General features: G+C 32.1%; 22 protein-coding genes and 1 pseudogene. 7 read left to right on the forward strand and 16 right to left on the reverse strand.

Translation table 11 applies throughout. The features are described from left to right. Positions 1-832: 832 nt before the first annotated feature. Entirely contained in the window at positions 833-1,675 is an 843-nt protein-coding gene (panC, locus tag CD111_RS00890; protein ID WP_095089559.1) for a pantoate--beta-alanine ligase, read from the reverse strand. Next, the gene (gene panB, locus CD111_RS00895; RefSeq protein WP_095089561.1) at positions 1,672-2,481 is read right to left on the reverse strand and encodes a 3-methyl-2-oxobutanoate hydroxymethyltransferase; all 810 of its coding nucleotides are present in this window, start codon (positions 2,479-2,481) and stop codon (positions 1,672-1,674) included. Before panB ends, panC begins: the two co-directional genes overlap by 4 nt. A 60-nt stretch (positions 2,482-2,541) precedes the next feature. On the opposite strand from panB, the gene CD111_RS00900 reads away from it, so the two are divergent. From CD111_RS00900 to CD111_RS00910, 4 genes are all read left to right on the forward strand, one after another. Next, positions 2,542-3,390 (forward strand): oxidoreductase, encoded by an 849-nt coding sequence (locus CD111_RS00900; protein ID WP_095089563.1) that lies wholly within the window; start codon positions 2,542-2,544, stop codon positions 3,388-3,390. An 86-nt stretch (positions 3,391-3,476) separates the two neighbouring features. Continuing rightward, positions 3,477-4,349, forward strand: coding sequence for an SDR family oxidoreductase (locus CD111_RS00905; protein WP_095089564.1), 873 nt, complete (start codon positions 3,477-3,479; stop codon positions 4,347-4,349). 467 nt (positions 4,350-4,816) lie between these two features. Continuing rightward, positions 4,817-4,951 (forward strand): hypothetical protein, encoded by a 135-nt coding sequence (locus CD111_RS12830; RefSeq protein WP_268234618.1) that lies wholly within the window; start codon positions 4,817-4,819, stop codon positions 4,949-4,951. Positions 4,952-5,188: 237 nt separating this feature from the next. Continuing rightward, positions 5,189-5,773, forward strand: coding sequence for an NUDIX hydrolase (locus CD111_RS00910; RefSeq protein ID WP_095089566.1), 585 nt, complete (start codon positions 5,189-5,191; stop codon positions 5,771-5,773). A 55-nt stretch (positions 5,774-5,828) separates the two neighbouring features. On the opposite strand, the gene CD111_RS00915 is transcribed toward CD111_RS00910, so the two are convergent. After that, positions 5,829-6,371 (reverse strand): GNAT family N-acetyltransferase, encoded by a 543-nt coding sequence (locus CD111_RS00915; RefSeq protein ID WP_095089568.1) that lies wholly within the window; start codon positions 6,369-6,371, stop codon positions 5,829-5,831. A gap of 233 nt (positions 6,372-6,604) precedes the next feature. On the opposite strand from CD111_RS00915, the gene CD111_RS00920 reads away from it, so the two are divergent. Further along, positions 6,605-6,982, forward strand: coding sequence for an aggregation-promoting factor C-terminal-like domain-containing protein (locus CD111_RS00920; RefSeq protein WP_095089569.1), 378 nt, complete (start codon positions 6,605-6,607; stop codon positions 6,980-6,982). Positions 6,983-7,031: 49 nt separating this feature from the next. On the opposite strand, the gene CD111_RS00925 is transcribed toward CD111_RS00920, so the two are convergent. The 12 genes from CD111_RS00925 to CD111_RS00980 form a co-directional block, all read right to left on the reverse strand. Next, a complete protein-coding gene (locus tag CD111_RS00925) occupies positions 7,032-7,685 on the reverse strand; it encodes a CPBP family intramembrane glutamic endopeptidase (protein WP_095089571.1) in 654 nt (217 codons plus the stop codon). Positions 7,686-7,745: 60 nt separating this feature from the next. Then, a complete protein-coding gene (locus tag CD111_RS00930) occupies positions 7,746-8,789 on the reverse strand; it encodes a sensor histidine kinase (RefSeq protein WP_095089573.1) in 1,044 nt (347 codons plus the stop codon). Continuing rightward, entirely contained in the window at positions 8,790-9,470 is a 681-nt protein-coding gene (locus CD111_RS00935; RefSeq protein ID WP_095089575.1) for a response regulator transcription factor, read from the reverse strand. After that, complete coding sequence (locus CD111_RS00940) at positions 9,445-9,909, reverse strand: DoxX family protein (protein ID WP_095089577.1); 465 nt, start codon at positions 9,907-9,909, stop codon at positions 9,445-9,447. The genes CD111_RS00935 and CD111_RS00940 overlap by 26 nt, the downstream gene beginning before the upstream one ends. Positions 9,910-10,066: 157 nt before the next feature. Next, on the reverse strand, positions 10,067-10,525 hold the full coding sequence (locus CD111_RS00945; RefSeq protein WP_095089579.1) for a DM13 domain-containing protein: 459 nt from the start codon (positions 10,523-10,525) through the stop codon (positions 10,067-10,069). A gap of 107 nt (positions 10,526-10,632) precedes the next feature. Next, positions 10,633-11,583: a low temperature requirement protein A gene (locus tag CD111_RS00950; protein WP_095089581.1), complete on the reverse strand. Its 951-nt coding sequence runs from the start codon at positions 11,581-11,583 to the stop codon at positions 10,633-10,635. 901 nt (positions 11,584-12,484) lie between these two features. Beyond that, positions 12,485-13,165: a ribose-5-phosphate isomerase RpiA gene (gene rpiA / locus CD111_RS00955; protein ID WP_095089583.1), complete on the reverse strand. Its 681-nt coding sequence runs from the start codon at positions 13,163-13,165 to the stop codon at positions 12,485-12,487. 236 nt (positions 13,166-13,401) lie between these two features. Further along, positions 13,402-14,541, reverse strand: coding sequence for an NADH-dependent flavin oxidoreductase (locus CD111_RS00960; protein ID WP_095089585.1), 1,140 nt, complete (start codon positions 14,539-14,541; stop codon positions 13,402-13,404). Between the two features lie 129 nt (positions 14,542-14,670). Next, a complete protein-coding gene (locus CD111_RS00965) occupies positions 14,671-16,026 on the reverse strand; it encodes a PTS ascorbate transporter subunit IIC (protein WP_095089587.1) in 1,356 nt (451 codons plus the stop codon). A 22-nt stretch (positions 16,027-16,048) separates the two neighbouring features. Further along, the gene (locus CD111_RS00970) at positions 16,049-16,333 is read right to left on the reverse strand and encodes a PTS sugar transporter subunit IIB (protein ID WP_095089589.1); all 285 of its coding nucleotides are present in this window, start codon (positions 16,331-16,333) and stop codon (positions 16,049-16,051) included. A gap of 1 nt (position 16,334) precedes the next feature. After that, positions 16,335-16,778 (reverse strand): PTS sugar transporter subunit IIA, encoded by a 444-nt coding sequence (locus CD111_RS00975; RefSeq protein WP_169712017.1) that lies wholly within the window; start codon positions 16,776-16,778, stop codon positions 16,335-16,337. A gap of 11 nt (positions 16,779-16,789) precedes the next feature. Beyond that, positions 16,790-18,721 (reverse strand): BglG family transcription antiterminator, encoded by a 1,932-nt coding sequence (locus tag CD111_RS00980; protein ID WP_095089593.1) that lies wholly within the window; start codon positions 18,719-18,721, stop codon positions 16,790-16,792. 185 nt (positions 18,722-18,906) lie between these two features. On the opposite strand from CD111_RS00980, the gene CD111_RS00985 reads away from it, so the two are divergent. Next, positions 18,907-19,320, forward strand: coding sequence for a DUF2871 domain-containing protein (locus tag CD111_RS00985; protein WP_095089595.1), 414 nt, complete (start codon positions 18,907-18,909; stop codon positions 19,318-19,320). 330 nt (positions 19,321-19,650) lie between these two features. Next, a pseudogene (locus tag CD111_RS00990) lies at positions 19,651-20,126 on the forward strand (transposase); the annotation flags it as partial. 278 nt (positions 20,127-20,404) lie between these two features. Here the strand turns inward: CD111_RS00990 and CD111_RS00995 are convergent. Further along, positions 20,405-21,859, reverse strand: a complete 1,455-nt coding sequence (locus tag CD111_RS00995; protein ID WP_095089597.1) for a glycoside hydrolase family 1 protein — start codon at positions 21,857-21,859, stop codon at positions 20,405-20,407. Between the last annotated feature and the right edge of the window lie 118 nt (positions 21,860-21,977).

Below are 21,977 nucleotides of genomic sequence, written 5' to 3' on the forward strand. Positions count from 1 at the left end.
TCTTTATATTATGCAATTATCACAAATAAATATCAATAATAATATAGAATTTTATAATCATTATATTTTTTATAACTGTATTAACAAAATAATATTATAAAAATATTCTAGATGTAGCAGCACAAATTCTTATTCAATATAAAAATTTCCAATAGAAATTATAATTACAATAACTAAACAAAGAGATGCCCATCTTATGGGTTAACTCGGACTTTATTCCATAAGATGGGCTATGTCTTGGATTAACTCGATACTTATTCCATAAATTGGGCTATGTCTTGGATTAACTCGATACTTATTCCATAAATGAGCTATGTCTTGGATTAACTCGATACTTATTCCATAAGATGGGCTATGTCTTGGATTAACTCGATACTTATTCCATAAGATGGGCTATGTCTTGGATTAACTCGATACTTATTCCATAAATTGAGCTATGTCTTGGATTAACTCGATACTTATTCCATAAATTGAGCTATGTCTTGGATTAACTCGATACTTATTCCATAAGATGGGCCATGTCTTGGATTAACTCGAGCATTATTCCATAAGATGATGTGTTTTATGACTCTGTTCATAAATACTTACTCAAAATAAATAAACAAATCAATCCACATATAAAAAAGCAGAAGAATTTCAGATTTGAATCTGATTTCCTCTACTTATATCTTTAAATATCAACATAAAAAGAACCCGGACATATTTATAGTGTACTTCTAAAGATGAACTTTTTAATTTAGCTTCATTTTTCCAATGCACGTGTGCTTTTTTGGTACAAAAAAATGGAATGGCGATTGCCATTCCATCACAATAAAGTAAGAAGATGTTCTTCTTATAATATAACGTTATCTATCAATCTTGCTTGCGTAAATTTTACAGCTAACGAAATAAATATTTGTCCGTTTATTGTTTGTTGTTCAACTAATTCTGGATAGCTATAAACGGCAACTTCTACAACTTCGCCACTTACATTATCTTCTAAATATTTTGTTATAGATTGTATAAGCACTTTGCTATTTCTTTCTCCATCTTCATACAATGATTTAGCGAGTGCTAAGCTTCTTGATAAGTGAACCGCTTCTTGTCTTTCTGTTTCAGTTAAATATATATTTCTGGAACTCTTTGCTAATCCATCTTGTTCTCTTATAATATCGACAGGTTTTATCGTCACATTATGATTAAATTCTTCTACCATTCTTTCTATTATAACTAATTGTTGTGCATCTTTTTTCCCGAAATATGCATGTGTTGGTTGAACGATATTGAAAAGTTTATTAACGACTGTCACAACTCCATCAAAATGACCTGGGCGCTTTTCGCCTTCTAATACGTTAGCAAGACGCCCAACTGTTATGGTCATATCAAGTTTATTTGGATACATCTCTTCAACTGATGGATAAAACAAATAGTCTACACCTGTCTTTATTAACTTTGCTAAGTCCGCTTCATATGGTCTTGGATAATCATCGAAATCTTCGTTCGGACCAAACTGTAATGGGTTCACAAATATACTGACGACTGTTATATCATTTTCTTCTTTAGCAGATTGCATCATGCTTAAATGTCCTTCATGTAATGCACCCATTGTTGGTACAAAGCCGATTGATTTGTTTTCTGATTTGAATTTAGATGTGATTTTCATCATTTCTTGTATTGTTCTTACTACTTGTGTCACGCGTTATTCTCTCCCATTATTTTCTTCTTATAAGTGTGTGCTTCAGATGGGAATATACCATCTTTCACTTCTTTATTATATAATTTTAAAGCTTCTTCACCTTTTGAAAAATCACCGTATTGCTTAACGAATTTAGCGATATGCTCTGATCCATAATTAAGCATGTCATGATAAACGAGGACTTGACCATCAGTATCTTTACCCGCGCCAATTCCGATTACAGGAATAGTAAGTTTATCGGATATGACTTTTGCTAAATCACTTGGTATTGCTTCTAGTACTAACATGACAGCCCCCGCTTGTTCAACTTGTTTAGCCTCATCAATTAGCTTATTTCCTGCCTCTTTAGAGCTACCCTGTAATTTATATCCCGTAATACCTACACTTTGTGGCATCAATCCTAAATGAGACACGATTGGGATACCTATTTTTGTACAACGTTCAATCAATTCTACATGAGCACCTTCTATTTTAATCGCATTTGCTTTCGTATCTTTGTATAATTTAATGGAATGTTGAATATCTGTTGCTAAATCAATGCCTATCGCACCGAATGGAACATCAACCACAACAAACGTATCAGGTGCACCTCTTCTTACTGCTTTAGCATGATGGATCATATCCTCAATTGTTACTTCTACAGTGCTATCATAGCCTAAAACTACCATGCCTAATGAGTCACCTACTAAAATCGTATCAATTTGTGCATTTTGTGCTTGTTTCGCACTTGGATAATCATACGCTGTAATCATTGAAATTTTCTCATTATCTTTCTTCATGGACAACAATTGTTTAATTGTTTTCATCTGTTTCACCTTCTTATTTTTGTTATTATGTATATATTACCATTGAAAGGAAAATAATAAATGAAAAAGTTTGGAATTATCGGCCCTGGCGCTGTTGGGACTTCAATAGCTTATGCTTTACAAACTTCAAATTTAGATGTGACTTTATTTGGCAGAGAAAATGACACTATTGATTTCCATGAATTTAATCAAACAAATGTCACAACAATGAAGGTTCATCGTTTAAAATCGTCTTCCAATAAAGTTGATTTTTTGTTTATTTCCGTCAAAACTACTCAACTTGACGCCATACTGCCTTATATAAATAACGTTATACATGACGATACGGTCATCATTCTAACTCAAAACGGCTACGGTCAAATTGATAAAATTCAACACCCTTTAACATATCAAGCAGTCGTGTACATTAGTGGCCAAAAGGATAATCATACCGTAACTCACTTCAGAGACTGGACGCTTAAATTACCTATTAATGAACATACAAGATTGCTACAAGATGCTACTAAGAACAGCATGATAAATGTTGAATGTATAGAAGACTACGACAAACAAGTTTGGTATAAACTGATTGTCAATTTAGGTATCAACACCATTACTGCCATAACCCAAAAACCTGCCGTAGTGCTCCAATCAGAAGGTATTTCTGAACTTTGTTATAACTTATTAGCTGAAGGAAAGATGGTCGCTTTAGCAGAAGGCATTCAATTTGAAGATAATTTAGAAGAAAGTATTATGCAAATTTATAAAGGCTATCCTGACGAGATGGGCACAAGTATGTACTATGACACAATGAATCATCGCCCTTTAGAACTTGAGTATATCCAAGGATATATTTATCAAATAAGCAAAAAACATCACCTAAACACGCCACTTTTAGATAGTACTTATACCATTTTAAACACATATTAAAATGATTTACGCAGAACACTTTTTGTTTCATATTTCATAAATTTGGGAATATGAGATGTATGTCATTTTATAAGGATGCGTTCTAAATGAAAGATAAATTCGAACAAAAACACGAAGAAATAAACGGGTATACGCAAGATAAACAACCTGGTGAACAACATACAATGAATCCATCTCCAATCATAGAAGATGAGGATTATATGCCAGGCGGTAAACTGAAAGGAAAAGTTGCACTTATTACTGGTGGCGACTCTGGAATCGGTGCTGCAACCGCAATTTTATTTGCAAAAGAAGGCGCAGACATCGCCATTGCCTATTATGATGAAGATACTGATGCTAAACAAACCTTAATGAGACTTACTGAAATAGGTGTAAAAGCATTAGCATACCAACATGATTTGAAGAAAGAAAATCATGCTCAAGAATTAATTAATCAAGTTGTTAAAGATTTTGGCAAACTAAATATATTAGTTAATAATGGTGCTGTTCAACATCCACAAGATAACTTTGAAGACATCACGAAGTCACAATTACAAGAAACATTTGAGACAAACTTTTTCGGAATGTTCTACTTATCCCAAGCAGCATTACCACACTTAAATAAAGGTGACACCATAATAAATACAACGAGTGTCACTGCATATAGAGGGTCCGCACATCTCATCGACTACTCTGCAACGAAAGGCGCAATCGTCTCATTCACAAGATCACTTGCTTCAGCACTAGCAGACAAAGGCATACGAGTGAATGGCGTTGCACCAGGACCAATATACACACCCTTAATACCTGCTACATTCAATGCAGAAAAAGTAGAAAACGCCGGTTCTGAAACACCATTAGGACGAAGAGGACAACCTAGTGAAAATGCTCCAGCATATGTATACTTAGCTTCACAAGACTCAACATATGTAACAGGACAAGTCATCCACATCAATGGTGGAGACTTTATGACAAGCTAGGTATTTAATAAAAAAGCGAACATCGTATGTGTACATTGACATACGATGTTCGCTTTTTTATTTGCTTGTTATTTTTTATCTTTTATTTCGAATATCTAAACAAATATCATAAAGTATTATAATTGTTAAAAATAAACATATTGTGTGACTTGAATCACATAATGTGTAAATTAAACAAGTTATGATTACATTATAGATTCAAATTTTTTCATATTATATATACCCTTCACTTGTTTTAAGGATATCATATAGATTTAAATCCAATTATAAGTTATAGAGGTGATTATTATAATAATAGTTTTATTACTTGTTATCATTTGTTTGTATACTGCTATAGCTTCTTTATTACAAATTCAGGGTTTAAAGAGATATGGATTATACACAAACAACAAGGTGAAAATAATTGTATTAACAAACTTTTTATTATCAATCATTTTTATCCTATTATTTTGGAAGGGTTAAATATTATGAGAAAAATACTTTTTCCAACTTTAATATTTGTTATTTTGATGGCAATATTAGATTTTATCAAATATGGCGAAATTAGTAGAGGGAATAAAGCAAAAAATTATAATGGTTGGCAAATAGCGATACACATGTAGGGGGATTATTATGGGAATTTCTTTCATATTAGGTTTAATCATGATGACGTCACAGCTCTTCAAATTACTTAGGAGCGGATAATAATTTGAATAAGATTCATATAGTACACGCGCGAACTTGTCACCTCGAACTCAACATGATAAGTTCGGGCGCTATTCAATCATTAATTATAAGTTCGTTTTACATTAAACTCCATTTAATGTATTATAATTCAAATGAATATCAGGGGGATCATGATGGAAGAGATGATCAAAACTTTCTATCCGAATAAGGAATTTAAAGACATTAAAAGTAGAAATGAAACACATCTTAATGGCGACTGGCATGAAACATTCCAATGTATATTCACATATCGTGAGTACATTTTCTTTCAAAAACGCAATGAAAATTTAACAGATTATCCTGGTATGCTCGATGTTACCGTTGGTGGTCATTTAAAATATAATGAAGATATTTCAAATGGCGTTCGAGAAATTAAGGAAGAAATGGGGATCTCATTAAATTTCAGACGATTACAATTTATGTGTACCTTGCCTGAACAAATACACGATACATTTAAAGACAATGAATTTATTAATATATTCACAGTTGAATTAACTGAACAGGAAATACCTTGTATACACTTTGAAGACCAAGAAGTAGAAGACATTATTCAAATTAAAAAAGTTGATTTTCTAAATTTTTCCCAAAATTTATCCGATAAAATTACAGGACTAAGTTTTAAACAACATACAGAACATCTTTTTACGAAGTCAGATTTCCTACCTTATTCATCAACCTATTTCCAATGTGTTGCACTATTATTAAATAAACCAAATTAATTGAACTTTATATTGTGACTTCCAACAATAAATCTATTGTTAAATCATGAGATACTTATTCATCTCCAAGTATCTCATCTATCATATCCCAACCTCTTTGGGATTCTGGATTAATGTCATATGGTTCAAATCCATATTTCAAGTACATGTTAATTGCTTTGTAGCTTGTTGTTTGTGTTGTTAAATACACTTTATCATGGAACGTTGCGATTACATTTAATGCTTCTGTTAGCAATGGTTTAGATAGTTTCTTCCCTTGATATTCTTGTTTGATCGCGACGAAATGAATTCTTCCAATATCTTGATTTGTACCTTCCCCATCACCGTACCAAGCTGTAGTAGTTCCTATAGCTTCTCCTTTGTTGTTCATTATAAATAAACATCTATTCTTCATGCTTTCAATGTCATAACCAAATTCTCTATCAAAGCGTTTCAATGCATTTTCAACCGTAGAAAATTCATCTGCACTCGTCTCTATTTCTGCCCAGTTTTGTTCATCACCTTCTTCAAATTTACGTATTGAAAATCCTTCAGGTAAATCATATTGTGGTATTTGATTTAAATTTTGTCTTATCATTTTTAATTTTATGCGCTCCATTTGTTACACTCCTGTCTTTATCACTTTTAAAAAGTATATATGATTTCAATACTTATGCAAATATTTCCATTTGTCATATCACATTGATCTTATTAATCTAATTGAAATAAAAGAAACCTGTTTTTTATTTTGCTGTAACCTATGATATAAAAATTGATGTTAAAGTGTATAAAGTAATCAAGAACGAAGCAAACAATGATAAACAATATAAATATATGGAGGAAATTTTAAACATGAAAAAATTATTAATCGCAACAACTGCTGCTGCAGGTATAATAGCAACTGGTTTCGGAGCAAACGCTGATGCAAGTGAATATAATCAAGGTGTAAATAATACAGCTACTCAAGCTGCTTCAACTGATGAAGTATATAAAGAGTTTATCGCTGCTGGCGGTACTAAAGAACTTTGGGACGCAATTGTAATGCCAGAATCAAGTGGTAACCCTAACGCTGTTAATGAACTAGGATATAGAGGTCTTGGTCAAACGAAAGAAGCTTGGGGTACAGGTACTGTTACAGAACAAACTAAAGGTATGATCAACTACGCAAAAGAACGTTACGGTTCAGTTGATGCAGCTATTCAATTCCGTTTAGCTAATAACTGGTGGTAAAATTTAAAATCCCTATCGTGTGAATTTCTTTCACATGATAGGGATTTTTTTATTGATAACATAATATAAATATTAAGATATGTACCGCATTATTTAATGCATGACTTAATATAGATAGTTCAATTCGTTTTGTTATGATATATATACTGGCAAATACAAATCCTAACACTAAATAAATCACAAACTCACCAACATTTACTGGTCCATGAATAATACCGAATAATATATTCGATACAATATAACCAATCAGTAAATGTCCTTTAAAAATACCTTTCATAATGAATACTCTAAAGATGAGTTCTTCAAATATCGGTCCTAAAATAACGAAAATGACAATTGAAACAGCAATAGGTAATGTTCTTAGGTCTTTGTAAACTTCTAATTGGTTTTGTGGCTGTCCCGCTATCATTGATATTGACCAATACACGATAAGACCGATGACTGTCAAACTTACAGTAAATATGAAATATTTAAGCTGTATCGGTTCAAACTTAATGATATTGAATTTAAATTTTTCGATAAAAAATATGGACAACATCATAAACATAGCACCTACAATGAGTATCCATAAATTTTGTGATAACCCGATAGATGTATATGCCAGCATTAAAGTCACAATGAGTAATAGTGATTGCCAAAAAACATATTTATATGAATTTGCTGAAATTGGATCTGTATCTTCCCAAATACTTTTAAACTTCATGTAACTTCCCCATCTATTCTATGCCTTTATGCATATTATATCAGACACAAAAACGTATGCCTATTTCATAGGGATATTCAGAATAAATGTTGTTCCAATATTCTTCTTGCTTTCAACTTCTAAAGTTCCATCCATTTGGTGCGCTAAATTTCTTGCTATATATAAACCTAACCCCGAACCACCTGTATCTTTATTTCTTGATTCTTCTACTCTATACGTACGATCAAATATACGATTTAAATGTTCAGATGAAATTCCCGGTCCTTCATCTGAAACAGCAATAGCAATCATACCATCTTGAACTTTATTTACTTTAAGTTCGATTCTCGTACCGACGCTCGTGAATTTTATAGCATTATCTATAATGTTCATTAAAATACGTTCAAGTGGAATTCTATATTGCTTAAAGGATTGAATATTATCACACATATTAAAGTCAATCTTGCGAGACTCACAAGCTAATTGCTGTTCATATGTTTGTAGAATAGATACAAACAGCTTATCTATATAGATCGTTTCCAGTTCATATTTATTCTCTGAAATAGCATCTAATGTCATTACACTCGTGAGTTCATCAAACATGAAGTCTATTCGTTTTGATTGTTTAATTAATACATCATATGCTTTCTTTCTACTCTCTTCATCCGCAATTACGCCGTCTTTTAGACCTTCTGCATATGACGTAATACTTGCGAGCGGTGTCTTCAAATCATGCGATAAATTTTGGACCATTTCTATTTTTTCTTGTTGCTCATACTTCACTTGTTCTATTTGAGCTGTTATATTTTTAGCCATTGTATTAAACGATTCACTTAGCTCTCGCATTTCTTTTGGTGACTTTATATTTATTTCTGATTGCTCATAGTTTCCTTTAGCTACAAGTTTAGTTTGATTGTTCATCATACGAATTCTTGTAACGAGGGGGTTAATAAATAACATGCAAACTACTGTCGTGAGACAACTCGCGATAATGGCACTTACCGTCAATATTAATGTCGTGTGTGCATTAAACCACATCCATTTATACGCAACACCTAATATGGCAGTCGTTAATATAATACTACTCATAAATGCGATAAATATTTGTACTCTTATTGTTAACATTTATTTCGCCCTTTCAAATTTATAACCTAGTCCCCAAACTGTTGTAATCGCATAATCGTAATATTCATGTTGTTCTAGTTTTTCTCGTATTCTACGTATATGAACATTGACAGTATTGGCATCTTCGTAATAATCATAGCCCCAAACTTTCTCTAATAGTTCTGACTTAGAGATGACGACTTTTTCGTGTTCTGCTAAATACCATAATACGTCAAATTCTTTAACTCTTAATGGGACATTTTGTCCATTTATCATTAACGATTTCTCTTGTTTGCATAATGTAAGCGAACTAAAAGTTAAAACTTCTTGGTTGCTATATTTTTTTGTTCGATTTAATAAATTATGCGATCGAAGTACTAATTCCCTCGGACTAAATGGTTTCTTAATGTAATCATCAGCACCTAACGTCAACGCATATAGCGTATCGTTTTCTTGTGTTTTCGCAGTTAAATAAATAAACGGAATATCATAATGTTTATCCTTCATAACTTGAACAACTTCGTATCCATTCATCTCTGGCATCATAATATCCAATATAATTAAATCGATAGATGTATCTAATTTATTTAACGCTTCTTGACCATTCGACGCCGTCACAACCCGGTGTCCTTCATATTCAAAGTATGTCTTGCAAATATCTAATATATCTTGTTCGTCATCTGCTATTAATATATGCGCCATTTTCTTCTACTTCCTTCTTTTTTATCTTATATATAATCGATTTTGCTGAAAAATGTTTAATACGAGAGATATTTAAAGCGATGATTATAAAACCAACCAATTGCACCGGATATGTAAATATCATATCTGCCAAAAGGTTATTAATCATAATAAATATACCAAATAGTGCTGCAGAATACTCGAGAAATCCTACTATAAGTGCTAACCCAATTGCTATTTCACCTAACGGAATAATGATTTCCCAAATGGATGTGAACGGTTCAATACCAAATTTAAAAAATGCTTTATACCATGATGGCGTATCTTGGTTTTGAGCTATAACTTGAGTCAATCCAGTTAAACTAAATCCACCCGTTAACTTCTCATACCCTTGCATCAAAATGTAGCCACCACTAACAATTCGAATAACTAATAAGACCATGTTGTATAGTTTTTTCATGATGTTTGCTCCTTTATGTTAGACATTACAATAATATTATTTCTCTGATTTAACAAAGTGTTGATCCTATACAAAAATTGACATCTCTATTAAAAATCTAATCGATTTTTTGAGATGTCAAAATTTGTACGATGCTAGAACACGTTAACCATAATGCTTATTTCAACATTGCACTACCAAATGTCACATGGGCTTTGTCACAATAAATTGTCACTTCATTATATTTAGAAGTATCTATGTCTTTTAAATCGAATGTTTGCTCCATTTTGTCGTAATCTACTTCATCAATCTTCATACCGTTTTTAATGTCTCCATCTTTTGTTAAATACACATGTAAGTCTGGACCTTTTGAAGATTTGAAATCAGTCAGCATTAATTTATGATCTTTAATCGTTGCTTTACCCTTTACTTTTTCACCATTCATAGATTTGAACATACCAGACATCATCATATCTTTGTCTTTCATATCTTCTTTCTTCATATCCATATCTTTATCTTTCATTTCACTTTTCGTTTCCATATTTTCATCTTTTTTCATATCATCATTACCACATGCACCTAATAATAATGAAGTTGATAATGCGAATGCACCTAAAGTTGTTTTTGTTAATCCCATTTAACACATCTCCTTTTTCTTTGATATGTTAATTGTATATAGCGTAACAACTTTAAACCATTAACTGTTTATTAACTACCCTGAAGTAATTATTAACTATTTAATATTTAAAAAAATGATACAGTTTTCACTTCTTTATGCACTTTAACATTTATAAACATGCACAATAAGAACAACATCAGAAATATGAATGCCCCGATAACTTCTGATATATGCAGCTGACCATGTGACAACAGTTTATTCATCATTAAAAACAACATATCTAAAGAAAATAGTAAAAATAAATGTATATACATTGTTGTGAACCCAGTTTTAGTTGTTGTATTTTCATCAACCGCTTTAAAATGATAAACATAAACAACAAATAGACATGTAATAAAGATAAAGCAAATTACATCCATTATGTTCAAATGACCAATATCAATACTATTGATTAATAACACTAAGCCTTCACCAAATAACAAAATCATAATCAAACTTAATCGCTCAGTTAAATGGCTAAAATACACAGGATTCTCATAAGAAGTTTTATAAAATATTAACGGAAAAATTGACACAATAAAAATACCTATGAAGTACACCCAGAAATTTATCACAGATGGCAAAGTTACAGAAATCATTGAAAATATAATCATTAAGACTAAACCTGATGTATACACTTTAACTAGTTTAATGTTTACAGTAGATCCTGAAAATTTATAATTTATATAGTATTGAATAAGAATACTTAAATATATTAAAGATGACATGAATACAAATGGTATAAATGTTTGTTGAAAATCACCGCTTATAGCTTTAGAAAGCATAATAATAATAAACATATCTATAAAAACAAATAAATATTGATACCATTTCTGATTAAAAAATCGATTAACTAACAACGTACGATAAACCCAAATTGAAAAGAATACGAGAAATAGCATAAAACTTTTCCCTAACCCTTCCCATGACATAAAATTATGCGAAATACTTTCTATTGTCTGATTTATAGTCGCTAAAATATAAACAAAAACTAAATCAAAAAACAATTCAGTCATACTGACTTCTTGCTTTTCCATATATTCACCTCTAATATTTTTATTTTCCTTTTATTTTAGACTATCTTACTAATTTTTCCTACAACTAATTTACCAATATATTTCCAAAGAATAATTAGAACATATTATAATTCCGAAAGTACGCATAATCGTTAAACCTTTTCAATTTAATCCACAATCTTGGATATACTTTAAAGTGTGAAAACGTACATAACTAACTTCGACCATCTCTTGGATTAACTGCCGAGTTATTCCATAACTTTGCCTATTTCTTGGATTAACTATGGACTTATTCCACAACTTCGCCCATTTCTTGGATTAACTGCGGACTTATTCCATGACTTGCACCATTTCTTGGATTAACTGCGGACTTATTCCATGACTTCGCCCATTTCTTGGATTAACTGCGGACTTATTCCACAACTTCGCCTATTTCTTGATTAACTGCGGAGTTATTCCATGACTTGCACCATTTCTTGGATTAACTATGGACTTATTCCATGACTTCACCACTTATAACTCTGTTTGTGAATCTAATTATGTTTATAAATAAAAAAACACACATTGAACACTTACCAATTAAGATAAATATTCGTGCGTGTTAGCTGATATTAGATTTATTTTCAATATTTTTTCATATAAATAGGGCTAAAACAAAAGATACTGCAGAAAGGAATCATGATGACTATAAACTTTAAGTGTCAATATCGATAAACATTTAAGTATCTCTTTCAATAAAAAAACACTTCTGTTGAATTCACATTAAAAATGTATTCAACAAAAGTGCTTTTATGATTTTTCTACAAATTACGATATTCCCTCATGATTGCTGTCTTTTTCTTTTTGTTTAAAATATATTAAATTGATTATCACTACTAAAATCATAACGACTCCGTAAATTATTGAAAGTTTTGGAGCAATATTACTTATTCAATTCCTCAACTAATCCACTTGAAGATTGGCTTACTAATATTTTGTTCGCCATATCAATAAATAAACCTGTTTCAACAACACGTATGATTGATATGAGTTGGTTATTCAATTGTTTTGGATTGTTTATCATGCCAAAATCACAGTCAATAATATAATTTTGATTATCTGTTACATAAATAGCGTCATTGCTTTGTCTTAATGTTGCTTTACAACCTAGTGCTTCGACTAATTGAATCGTATATTCATAGCCAAATGGAACGATTTCTATCGGCAGTTTAAATTTTCCTAATTGATTAACGTATTTTGATTCATCAATAATGACAATAAATTGGTCCGTCGCATTGGCGACGATTTTTTCACGGAGTAATGCCCCGCCACCACCTTTTAAAAGGTGGAAATTTGGACCCACTTCATCGGCACCATCTATCACAACATCTAAATGATGTGTTTCTGAAAAATTTGTAAGCGGAATATTATATGTTCTTGCCCATTCTGCTGTTTTTTCAGAAGTAGGAATACATTTAATGTTCAATCCATTTTTAACTCGTTCGCTTAAATAACGAATAGCATAATACATGGTTGACCCTGTACCCAATCCTACATTCATACCATCTTTAATATATTTAACAGCTTCTATAGCCACTCGCTCTTTTAGTTCGTCTTGATTCATATTTAGCACCTCTATTTTATTAACATTCAGAATCAATCTCTAATCTTTCTCATTTATTTTAACATTCTCTTATCATTCTAGTATCCTGTATCTTATTATTCTCTTAAACTTGCGTCCTACATCTCTCTACGGTGCTTGTTGCCACCCATTTTGTGCATTTCTCCATTCCCTCTACTGAAATATTAAAAACATAAAAAACACCCAGAACATGTTTGTCCCGAGCGTTTCATTTATAATTAATTGGTAGTTGATTTTTCGTCTTTTCTTGGTAATGGATAAAATCCTGCATTAAATTGTTTCCATAATGGTTCTGGTAGTTCATGTAAATCTGTTCTTTCTGGATCAAATTCAGAAATGATTTCATCTTCTTTACCTTGCTCTATTTTAGCTACAAATTCGTGATCAAGGAGTAATTCTCTACCTATCCCAACAAGTTCTACGCCTGTGTTAAGTGCATTTAGAGCATCATCTGCTGTGAAAATTGAACCTATACCAATTACTGGTTTGCGTCCATTTACCCATTCAGAGATAAGGTTTATACGTGTTTCTCCTTCGAATTTTCCTTCTCTTGTTTTAGAGTGAATATCGAATAGTGATACGTGTAAATAGTCGAGTGGTTTTTCTGATAATACATCGACTAGTTTCTGAGTAAGTTCCATAGAGATACCTGGTGATTCCGCTTCTTCTGGAGAGAAACGATATCCTACTATAAAGTCTGGTGCACCATGTTCTTGTACAACTTTAGTAACAGCATCTACTACTGCTACTGGATATTTCAAGTGATCTCCCCATTTATCTTCTCGTCGATTATAATATGGTGAGAAGAATTGATGAATGAGGTAATGGTTTGCACCATGGATTTCAACGCCATCAAATCCTGCATCAATGGCTATTTTAGTTGCTCTAGCGAATGATTCAATAGAATGTTCTATTTCTTCTTCAGTCAATGCTCTAGCAGTATGTTTCTCTTGTTGACCAAATCCTTTAACTTCAACTTCACTAGGTGCTGCAACGTCAGAATTAGGTGTTAAACCTGGCAATGACATAGCGCCACCGTGATGAATTTGAATAACGGCTTTCGCGCCATTTTTCTTCATTACTTCAGCTTGTTGACGTAATCCTTCAATATCTGCATCTTTAGAAACAGATGGTTGACCTGGAAATGCTTTCCCTAATGGTTCAACATAACTTGCTGCTGTAATAGAAAGCCCTACATCTTTAGAGCGTTTTTCAATATATGGTATCTCAATATCAGAAATACTGCCGTCATCATTTGAAGACACATGTGTTAAAGGTGCAAGAACAAATCTATTTTTAAGTTCTACACCGTTTGGTAATGTTAATGATTTAAATAAAGGTTCATATTTTGTATTCATATTTTATAAATCCTCCTTATGAAATAACACTATACCACCATAAGAAATTAACATGCCAATTAAATGCTTATGAGTTTAGTAGGAATTTATAAAATCATCATTCATATATACGAATATGCCCTACAAAGTCTATTTCTCGGATACTTTTTGGTTTGCTTTTCTTTGTAACAATATGCCTAATGCACCAATTATGATGACAAGTGCAATCACGCCAGCGATACCTAAGAATTTTGTGATATAACCAACAATAATACCTACTGCTAAGAAGTCCGTGTCAGAGAATGTTGTAGAAGCTGCGCCTAAATCTCCCATAAATGGTAAGAATAATAGTGGCAAGAACGTAATCAATATACCATTAAGCGCTGAACCTGCAATTGCACCTTTAATCCCACCACGTGCATTCCCGAATACACCTGCTGTTGCGCCTAAGAAGAAGTGTGGCACAACACCTGGAAGTATGACAACGCCACCGAGCATAAACATTAATAACATACCGATAACCCCAGTTACGAAACTTACGAAAAATCCGATTAACACTGCATTTTGTGCATATGGAAATACGATAGGACAATCTAGTGCTGGCTTTGTATGAGGTACAAGTTTTTCTGAAATACCTTTAAATGCTGGTACAATTTCAGCTAATATTAATCGCACTCCCGTTAAAATGATAAACACACCTGCTGCAAATGTAACCCCTTGAATGACAGAGAATACGATAAAGTTTGTGCCATCACTTAATTTAGTATGTACGAAATCAGGACCAGCAAATAATGCTGCTATAATATAAAGCACAATCATTGTTAAAGAAATGCTAATTGTACTTTCTCTTAAAAAACTCAGCCCTTTTGGAAATTTAATATCTTCTGTTGATTTAGATTTCCCAGAAAATAATTTACCAATTTCACCTGCTGCCCAATAGCTTACAGTACCAAAATGACCAATCGCTACTTGATCTGATCCGGTAATTTTCTTCATAGTTGATTGCCCTAAAGCAGGTAGAACTGCCATAATCAAACCTAGAATGATAGATCCCATAATAACTGTTGAAACACCTGTAATGTGTCCTACTGTTAATAGTATTGCTAAAAATGCTGCCATATAAAATGTATGATGACCTGTTAAGAAAATATATTTTAAATTTGTGAATCTAGCAATTAGAATGTTCACTAACATACCAAACATCATAATTAGCGCTGCTGTTGTTCCGTATTCTTTAAGTGCAATGGAAATAATTGCTTCGTTATTCGGAACAACCCCTTGTACACCGAATGCTTCTTGAAACATTTTGCCAAATGGTTCGAGTGACCCTGTTACAACATCAGCACCAGCGCTTAAAACAAGGAAACCTAAAATCGTTTTAATTGTACCTGACGTGATGTCTGCTGCTGATTTCTTCTGAACAATTAACCCAATCAACGCTATAAGTGCAACAAGTATAGCGGGTTGACTTAATACATCGACGATAAATCCCAATATTGAATTCATAATGACGTCTCCCCCTTCATGCTTATAAGATATTTAAAGCTTGTAATTTTTCTTCTAATTTAGTTTGTAATTCTTCCTTATCTAAAATATTATCCAAAACAACTACCTCACCTAATCGTTGTGCATTCTCTTCTAAATCTCTCCCACATATAAATAAATCTGCCATATCTGGGCTTGCTGTCATAATATCGCTATGTTCTACCGTTACGTCAGATGGTGCTTGTAAATTCTTCAATGCTTCTTGTGCATTCATTTCCACCATAAAACTGCTACCTAAACCGTGTCCACAAACTACTAAAATTTTCATATTAATCATTCTCCTTAAATATATTTATTATTTGTTTTGCATTTGTTGCATCAATTAATGCATTTACTTTTTCTTTATCGCTTAAAATAGTTGCAAGATTCCTTAATATTTCTAAATGTGCTTCGTTATCAATCGCACTTAATACAAATATGAGTGAGGCGTAATGACCATCTTCAGAAAAATTGATATGGTTTTCTAATTTCAACAAACTTAGACCTACCTGTTGAACATTCTCATCAGGTCTCGCATGCGCAATTGCAATTTCAGGTGCTATGACGATATAAGGTCCCATTTCTTTAACGCTATTAATCATCGCGTCCATATAATTTTGACTGAAATATCCATCTCTTAATAATGGTTCTGATGCTAATTGGATGCTTTCTTCCCAATCCGTTACATGATTCTTTAATACGATATGTTCTTCTCTTATGATTTCAGCCACAATTCATTCACCTCCTAGCTTTGACTTACCGATTTAATCAATTTGAATATCATTTCTTTATTACCTTTAAATAGTGTATCTCTCTTATCGTTATCCATAATAAGATGACTAAGTTGACCGAGCGCATTTAAATGTATTTGAGGTTGACTTGTCGCGAGTATGACGACCACTTTAACCGGATCAAATCTATCATGTCCAAATTCAATAGCTTCCTCAAAATGTACAATCGCCATGCTTACTGGTACATTCACATTGTCAAAATTCGAATGTAACAATGCAATATGTGGTCCAATCACCATATACGGTCCAAACTTATCTAAATGGTGAATAATATCTTCAGCATATTGCGACGTTACATGCTCCAAATCAATCAACGTCTGTACACTTTTTCTAATGGCATCATTTCTATCTTCCACTTTAAGATTAGTCTTAATTTGATTCATTGTTATGACATCTTCTAAACTTGGCCCGACCGTCTTATAACTTGTAATGACTGATTCTCGATATTGATTAATCATATGATTGATATTATTTCTATCCTCTTTATTCAAAAACGGCGATACTTCAATAGTTGGAACCGAAAACTCTTTAACTGGCACGGTCGTAAGAATATAATCTATACCATGCGAATTAAGAAATCCTTCTGAAATATCGTAAATTGAGAAAGCATCTAATATTTCTAATTCTGGATAAATGTTTTTAATTCTACTTTTAAGTAATTGAGATGTACCAACGCCAGAGCCACATAATAAAATGATTTTAATTTTTCTAGTTTCTTCAGACTTTAGCCTTTCAATTGCTGAAGCAAAATGTAATGCCAAATACGCAATTTCATCTTCGTTAAAATCTACATCAAAAGCTTCGTCTAATAACCAGACTTCCTTCTTTATAGCTATTACAAGCTCATGATATTCAGACATAATTTCATGTTTCAATGGATTAATATGCTCCATGTTAAATTTCATTCTATGAATCGCAGGTTGTATATGTGTAATCAATCCAGACAACAATTTATGGTCATGAATTAAAGGGACACCTACTTGTGCACTCACTTTTTGAATGAAAAATTTCGTAGATTTTGAAATGTCATGTTGTGCATTCTCTACTTGTAACTTAGTAACCCTTGCGCCTAACAGATGTAACGTAATAAATGCAGCTTCACTTTTAGGGAAATCAATTTGAAATAGATTTTCTAATTTTTTAGTGATTTTGATAGCTAATTGAAATGCATCTGTAGACTTCAATCGGTCATATTCAATTTGAGGTATATCGAACACAAACTCATCTTTAGCACGATGAATGGCAATGATGATGTGATATATCAGACCATCTATACCGACTTGAACAAGTTGAAAATCCTCTTCATTTAATGTAGATACTACTGCTTTTCTAATTTTTTCTAGTTCTTCTTCTGAAAATATTTCTATGCCAATTTTAGGAGTTGAATGATGAAAATAGTCATTGACCACTTTTGCATACGCTTCTCTTAAATTCTTTTCATTACCTTCAATTACAAAACCTTTATTCTTCATATATTCAAGACGCAACTCATGATCTTCTAGCCATAACTGTACTGACTTTAAATCTTCAACTACTGTCCTTCTAGACACATTTAATAAGTTAGCCAACATTTGAGAACTGATTGGTTTTGATGATTCAAAAAGTCTTAATATAATGTGTACTTTTCTTTCATTTTTAGAATAATGAATATCCATTTCAAGATTGGAATCTGATGACACTTTATTCAGTTGTGTTACTTTCACACCTAAACTCTTATTGCGCATGACTTCGATGTTTAATTGCGTTTTATATGTCTCGATAAACTCCAAATCATATTGAATTGAACGTTCTGAAACGTTATACAACGAAGCTATTTCGGCAATAGTCATAAAGTCTTGTTGAGAAGATAAATGAGACAAAATATTTCTCTGGCGTTTACTCAGCAATCAAATAACCTCCTTATATACATTGTAAGCGTTTCCTTACGGTTGTAGATGTGTAAACTGCTTCGTTATACAATCCGAAACATTTCACATCAAGATGCTGATTTCTCTTTGTTCATATTGTGTTCACATACTTATTTTATTATTTAAAACATAGAAATAACAAAACAAATTAAGGAGAGATAAATATGAAAAGATTATTTTACAGTTCTGCAATTTATACAGCTTTAGGATTATTGAGTGGATTATTTTATAGAGAAATGAGTCGAGCAAATAACTTCGACGGGTATTCACAATTAAATGTCACACATACGCACATGCTTGTCTTAGGTACAATTATGTTCTTAGTATTCATGCTTGTTGAGAAAAACTTTAGTCTAACAAGACATCAAAAATTATTTAATTGGTTCTTTGTCACTTACCATATCGGATTATTGTTAACTGTCGCAATGCAAATGACGAATGGAATTATGACAATTAAAGGTATTGAAGTGAGCCCTGCAATTGCAGGAATGTCAGGATTAGGTCACATCTTCCTAACTGTTGCTTTCATCTTATTCTATATACTATTAAACAAAAGTGCTTTCAAGAATAAGAAATAAATGCTCAACTTATTCAACAAATTATATATTTATGTGTGAAACAACCCGAGACAAAAGCTTCAAAAACTCATAGCTATTTTTTATAGTTATAGAGAGGCGTAGACTGTGCGGTCCCTTGGATTTGAAATCCGTAAAAAAACTAGTCAGCTTTACTCTCGCCTTTTGAAATTCGTTTGTAGTATGTTGGGTTCTTGAAAACGTGTATAGGAAAGTGAAATGAGAAAGGTTATGTAAAGTTTCAACTTCTCAAATTATATAAGGAGGTTTTATTGATCGATTACTTAGGCATTGATAGTAGTAGACAGAATAGTGTGATTGCACACTATTCTGATGAAAAATTCCATTGGACAATTATCACAATTAGATAAAGAAATGATTCCATTAGCTCAAGAACTTGATTGCTTTGAAAGTATCTACTCTATACAAGGAATTGGAGATCTAACTGCAGCTATGATAATTGGTGAGCTTGGAGATATATCTCGATTCAAATCAAATAAACAGTTAAATGCTTTTGTAGGAATTGATATCAAACGATATCAATCTGGGGGAACACATTATCGAGATACCATCAATAAACGCGGTAATGAAAAAGCGAGACGCTTATTATTTTTTGTGATAATGAATATTATTCGGGGGCAACATCGTTATAATAACCATGTTGTGGACATTACTACAAATTAAGAAAGCAGCCTGATGAGAAATCTCATAAGACTGCCATAGTTGCATGTATGAATCGACTATTAAAAACAATTCATTATTTAATAATGAATCATAAATTATACGATTACGAAATGTCCCCACATTAAATCGCATAATCGAATATAGTTTAACACCTTATTCAAAAAATTAAAATTGGACGGTGTTATTAAGTAATGACTATTTTAAATTTAAACACTTGACTAATCGCAGGAAAAAGTCTGGGACATCATGAATGAGTCCCAGACTCTTTTGTATATTGGCAGTAGATAACTGAACTGAAAATACGCTTTATACCAAGCTTTTTTCCATTCTAGTTATCCTTGCCGGGTTGGAAGAACGAAATCTTTTTTAATAAAATGAGATTTCTGTTCCACTCCCTCTATATTTACAGATGGCTACCATTTGTTTGAATTATATGTTTGAACCAATTAAAGGATTTCTTTTTTATGCGTTTTTCTGTACCGTTTCCTTCATCGTCTTTATCTACATAAATAAAACCATATCTTTTACTCATTTCACTTGTTGACATTGATACTAAATCAATTGGTCCCCAAGCAAGATAACCCATTACATTTACACCATCTAAGACAGCTTTTTTTATTTCAGTTATATGTTTTTCTAAATAATCTATACGATAAGTATCGTTTATCGTCCCATCACTTTCAACTTTATCTTTAGCACCTAAACCGTTCTCTACTATAAATAATGGTTTATGATATCTATCCCAGAATTCATTCAATACAATTCGGATTCCTATTGGATCTATCTGCCATCCCCAATCTGATGCTTCTAGGTATGGATTTTTCAAACTATTCATTAAGTTGCCTTCTGTTCTTTCACCTTCTTCACTATTTGCAGAAAGAAGAGACATATAGTAACTAAAAGAAATATAATCAACAGTATAAGATTTTAAAATTTCTAAATCCCCTTCTTCAAATTTCAATTCAATATGGTTTTCTTTTAAAAAACGCTTATAATAATTAGGATATTCACCAAGAACATGTACATCCGTGTACAGCAAGTTCATTTGATCATCCTGCATAGCCTTTAATACATCTTCAGGATTACACGTATATGGGTAATGTTTCATACGGGCTAACATACATCCAATTTGAGCATCACTATCTATTTCACGTAAAGCTTTAGTTGCTAAACTAGATGCCACTAACTGATGATGTAAAGCTTGATAAGGATCGCCTAAAGGATTAGCTAATTGATCAGAAATCACACCACCACCTGTAAATGGAGAAATGTTGATGATGTTAATTTCGTTAAAAGTTATCCAATACTTAACCAATCCTTTATAACGTTTGAATACTGTTTTTGCATATCTCTCAAAATGACCAATGACTGCTCTTCCCATCCAACCATTATATTTTTCTGTTAAACCATATGGGGTTTCGTAATGACTCAATGTTACAATCGGTTCGATATTATATTTTCTCAGTGTTTTAAATACTTTATCATAAAATGCCAAACCCGCTTCATTAGGTTTTTCTTCATAACCACTCGGAAAAATTCGTGACCAATGTATGGATAATCTAAATGCTTTGAATCCCATCTCTGCTAATAATTTTATATCTTCTTCATAGCGATGATAGAAGTTTATCCCTTCTCTTTTAGGAAATCTACCACTATGTTCCCCACTTAAGACACTTTCAATATGTTCAGTTGTTACTTCCATATGATTATCTTTTGTACGTTGTTCTTTTGGTATATATTCTATAAAATCGGCACTTGATAGACCTTTACCATCTATATCAAAAGCACCTTCTATTTGATTCGCTGCAGTTGCGCCACCCCATAGAAAATTATTTTTGAAACCTATATTTTCATCCATATTATTCCCTCCATCTTGGATAATGTACAACTTTGCAATGTTTTTGTTAATCTACTTTATTTTTTGTAAATTTATTATATATATCATATTCATTTATTTTTATAATGATTAATTAAAT

The sequence above is a fragment of the Mammaliicoccus stepanovicii genome, assembly GCF_002902525.1.
In the GTDB taxonomy this organism is placed as follows: domain Bacteria; phylum Bacillota; class Bacilli; order Staphylococcales; family Staphylococcaceae; genus Mammaliicoccus; species Mammaliicoccus stepanovicii.